This is a genomic window from Mycobacterium sp. 1245801.1 (genome assembly GCF_001673055.1).
Lineage (GTDB): Bacteria > Actinomycetota > Actinomycetes > Mycobacteriales > Mycobacteriaceae > Mycobacterium > Mycobacterium europaeum_A.
Map to the genome: position 1 here is coordinate 1 of NZ_LZKY01000231.1, position 4179 is coordinate 4179.

General features: G+C 64.9%; 1 protein-coding gene. It reads left to right on the forward strand.

Annotation, left to right across the window (positions count from 1 at the left end; all coding sequences use genetic code 11):
- On the forward strand, positions 1-4179 hold a 4179-nt coding region (locus tag A5622_RS15200; RefSeq protein ID WP_156752968.1), incomplete at both ends, for a condensation domain-containing protein.

Genomic DNA, 4179 nt, shown 5'->3' on the forward strand with positions numbered 1-4179 from the left:
GCTCGTGCTCGGCTGGGTGAGCTGTTGCCGGCCTATATGGTGCCGGCTGCGATCGTGGTCCTCGACGCCATGCCGCTAACGGTCAACGGCAAACTCGACACCCGCGCGCTACCCGCACCCGAATACACCACTGGTGAATATCAGCCTCCCCGCAATCCCATCGAAGAGATCCTCGCCCACATCTACGCCCAGGTCCTGGGCGTGCAGCGGGTCGGGATCAACGACTCCTTCTTCGACCTCGGCGGCGACAGCATTTTGTCGATGCGGGTGGTGGCGCATGCCCGCGCCGCCGGTGTTCTGTGTCGGCCTCGGGACGTGTTCGTCGAGCAGACGGTGGCCGGTCTGGCCCAGGTGGCTGCTTTCGCCGGTGCCGCGCCGGATGTTGTCGACGAACGCGTCGGGCCGGTCGCGGCGACGCCGATCATGCACTGGTTGCACGACATAACGGGGCCAACCGATCAGTTCAACCAAGCGCTGGTCGTGCAGGCTCCGGCGGGAGTCGGCGACGCCGATGTCTCGGCGGTGTTGCAGGCGCTGGTAGATCGACACGCCATGTTGCGGCTGAAGACTCTGGACAACGAGGCCGGTCAATGGTCGCTCGTCGTCCTCGAGCCGGGTGCGGTGGATGTGTGCGACTGTCTGCGCTCGGTCGATGCATTGTCCGATGAGGCACTGGTGGCGGCGCGCTCGCGGTTGAACCCCGCTGCCGGGGCGATGCTGAGTGCGCTGTGGGTACCCGATACCGGACAGTTGGCGTTGCTCATCCATCACCTGGCGGTTGACGGGGTGTCGTGGCGAATTCTGTTGGAAGACCTCAACATCGCGTGGGCTCAACGCCACAACGGTGAACCCGTTTCCCTGCCGGTCGGGGGCACTTCGTTCGCCAGCTGGTCGTCGCTGTTGGAAGAGTATGCCCGCAGCCCTACCGTGTTGGGCTTGGTCGACACGTGGGCCCAGGCTTTGGTGGTTGAGCCTGCATTGCCACCGGTGCAACCGGACATCGACACCTACGTCACTGCTGGGCGTTTGTCGCTGGCATTGGATGCGGGCACGACGCGGCAACTGCTCAGCGTGGTTCCGGCGGCGTTTCACGCCGGGGTGCAGGACATTCTGTTGATCGCATTCGCCTTAGCGTGCAACGAATTCCTCGGTGCCGCGGGGGCGCCGATCGGCATCGATGTCGAGGGCCACGGCCGTCACGAGGAACTGGCCGACAATATCGACCTATCGCGGACGGTGGGGTGGTTCACCACCAAGTACCCGGTGACGTTAGCGACCCGTGAGCTGTCCTGGAAACAGGTCTGCGCCGGTGATGCAGCGCTGGGGACGGTGATCAAGGATGCCAAGGAACAGCTGCGCGCGATGCCGGAAGGGTTGACCTACGGCTTGTTGCGGTATTTGAGTCCCGACGCGGATCTCCGCGGGCCCGAACCGGTGATCGGGTTCAACTATTTAGGGCGTCTCGGCGCGGGTGTGGGCGACTTATCCGACGATCTGTGGCGCGTCAGCCCGCAGAGTTTGTTGGCCACGAATGTGGCGTCGGCAGTGCCGATTCCGCTGGCGCACACCGTGGAGCTCAATGCCGGCACCATGGATACCGAGACGGGCCCGATTCTGCAAGCCGAGTGGACGTGGGCGTCATCGGTCCTGAGTCATGCGCAGGTCGCCCGCCTGAGCCGGCTCTGGTTCGACGCCTTGTCCGGTATCTGCACCCATGTCCGCGAGGGCGGGGGAGGACTGACGCCCTCCGACATCGTCCCGGCTCGGCTGAGCCAACAACAGATCGACGAGCTGCAACAGCAATACCGGATCGCTGACGTGCTACCGCTGACGCCCTTGCAGCAGGGCCTTATGTTTCACGCCACCCTCGCCCACGGCTCGGACAACGACGTCTACGCGGTCCAGCTGGACATCACCCTCGTCGGGCTTCTCGACCGATTCAGGCTGCGCGATGCGGTGCACACGAGCATCAGCCGCCACCCCAACTTGGTGGCGCGATTCTGTGACCATTTCGACCAGCCCGTACAGATCATCCCGGCCGACCCGGTAATCCCTTGGCAATACCTTGAGCTCGATGTCGACGAGCAGATCGACGCGTTGTGCGGTGCCGAGCGGGCCGCAGTGTGCAATCTGGCCGAACACCCGCCCTTCCGGGCTGCGCTCATCGCTGTTGCGCACGACCGGCACCGGTTGGTGCTGACCAACCATCACATTGTGGTGGACGGTTGGTCACTGTCAATGCTGGCGCAAGAGATTCTCGCTAGTTACGACGGACACCGGTTACCGGAGCCCACGCCCTACCGCAGGTTCGTGACCTGGCTGGCTGGCCGCGACCTCGCAACCGCACGCGTGTCCTGGGGCGAGGTATTGGCCGGTCTCGACGCCGCCACCGTCCTCGGCTCTGCGGGCCGGCTAGGGCTCGGGCGACGAGGCTGCAGATCTTTCGCGATGCCAGCGGCGACCACGGTAGCCATTCACCAGCTGGCGCGTTCGCAACACACCACCGTCAACACGGTGCTGCAGGCCGCGTGGGCGGGATTGCTGATCGAAATGACCGGCCAGCACGACGTGGTCTTCGGCACCACCGTGTCGGGAAGATCAACCGACCTGGCCGGGGCGGAATCGATGATCGGCCTACTGATCAACACGGTGCCGGTCCGCGCGAATGTCACCTCGACGACCACCGTCGCGGGCTTGCTGAATCAATTGCAGAACGCTCACAACAACACTCTCGAGCACCAGCACTTGGCGCTCGGCGAGATCCAGCGTCTCACCGGCCACGACCAACTCTTCGACACTCTGTTCGTCTACGAGAACTATCCGATCGACATGGCCGCGCTGTCCGGCACCCAGGATTTGGTTGTAACCGACTTCGCTGCAACCGAATACAACCACTACACGCTGACGGTACAGGCCACACCCGGCCGTGAAATTCGCCTGCGCATCGAATACGACACCAACGCGTTTGACGACGCAGCCATCGACGTCCTGGGCGACCGATTCCGACGACTGCTAGTCTGCATGGCCGCCGACCCCGAGCAACGGCTGTCATCAATGGCTGTGCTCGATTCCGGCGAGCGCGACTTGCTCGACGAGTGGGGCAACCGCTCGGTGCTGACCGCGCCGATGACGAGGCCGACGTCCATTCCAGAGGCGTTCGCCGCCCAGGCGGCCCGGACACCGCACGCGGTGGCCGTGACCTTCGACGGCCGCAGCAGGACCTATCGGGAGCTCGACGAAGCATCGAACCGGTTGGCGCATCTGCTGATTGGGCACGGCGCGGCCCCTGGTGGACGGGTGGGCGTGGCTTTACCGCGTTGCGGTGAGGCGATCGTCGCGATCTTAGCCGCGCTCAAGGCCGGGGCCGCCTACGTGCCGATCGACCCGATAGTGCCACCGGCGCGCATCGAGTTCATCCTCACTGACGCCGCACCATCGGCGGTGATCACCAGCGCGAGTCTGCGTCCACGACTCGGCGGATTCGCCGGCCCCGTCATCGAGATCGATGACCCCGCGATCGACACCCAACCCACGACGGCGCCGGGCGCGCCGGCGCCGGAGAACATCGCGTATTTCATCTATACCTCCGGCACCACCGGCACGCCCAAAGGTGTTGCCATCGCGCACCATAACGTGACATGGCTGGCCAGGGCCCTCGACCAGAGCCTGCCACCAGGGCAGGTGTGGACCCAGAGTCATTCCACTGCCTTCGACTATTCGGTCTGGGAAATCTTCGGGGCACTGCTGCAGGGCCGGCGCCTGGTGGTAATACCCGAGTCGTTCGCCACTTCCCCCGAGGACTTGCGCGCGCTGCTGATCGCCGAAAAGGTCAGCGTGTTGACCAGCACCCCGTCCGTTGTGGTCGCGCTTTCGCCCGAGGGGTTGGAGGCCACGACGGTGGTGGTGGCCGGTGAAGCCTGCACCACCGAAGTAGTGGATCGGTGGGCAGCGTCCGGGCGGCTGATGATCGATGCCTACGGCCCAACCGAGCTCACCGTATGCGCGTCGATCAGTGCTCCGCTCACACCGGGGACGGGGTTGGTCCCCATTGGTGTGCCGATACCCGGGGCGGCGGTGTTTGTGTTGGATGGCTGGTTGCGTGCGGTGCCGGTGGGGGTGGTTGGTGAGTTGTATGTGGCCGGTGCTGGTGTGGGGGTGGGGTATTGGCGGCGCGCGGCG